This window comes from Psychrobacter sp. 1U2, from assembly GCF_051847575.1.
In genome coordinates, this window is sequence record NZ_JBPYDC010001517.1 from 1 (window position 1) to 584 (window position 584).

2 protein-coding genes are annotated in these 584 nt (G+C 43.2%); both read right to left on the reverse strand.

The genetic code is table 11. From position 1 onward, the window contains the following. Positions 1-309, reverse strand: a 309-nt coding sequence (locus ACS8FD_RS22935) for a DUF779 domain-containing protein (RefSeq protein ID WP_439277553.1), incomplete at its 3' end; no start/stop codon positions are given. Positions 310-349: 40 nt separating this feature from the next. Then, on the reverse strand, positions 350-584 hold a 235-nt coding region (locus tag ACS8FD_RS22940; RefSeq protein WP_439277554.1), incomplete at its 5' end, for an ethanolamine ammonia-lyase light chain EutC.

Genomic DNA, 584 nt, shown 5'->3' on the forward strand with positions numbered 1-584 from the left:
CGAGCGCACGATAAAGCGTTTGCCCTCTGGTATCTCAAGTGAAAAACTCGCACCGCGACCGTCTACCACATCGATAGTTAGATCGGTATGCTGCCATAGTTTATATTGTGCTTTACCCATATAAAATGGACAGCCTGCAAGCTCACCGACTAACACATCTTGCCCGCCAACTTTAAACTCGCCCAACGGATAACACATCGGTGAGCTACCATCGCAGCAACCACCAGATTGATGGAACATCAGGTCACCGTGCTTAGATTTTAGTAGTTCAATTAATTCTTTACAGGATTTTGTAGCTTCAAGTTTCATGTCGGACTCCTTGTCATGACAATAATTTATGCAATTTATTTTATAGCAGTTTTATCGCTGGTTGACTTTGATCTAGGGTTGGCAGCTCTTGCTCATCTTTTAAATCAACACCGGATAGTTTAAGTTCACAAGATTTTTTCATTAGTGCTAATAGTCGATTCGCTGCCATTTTAATGGGCAGTCCAGCTGCTCGCACATTAGAGATACAGTTGCGCATGGCGTCATGGCTATCAGTATGCGCGTCCCAAGTATAATAAATACCTAAGCTGTCAGGG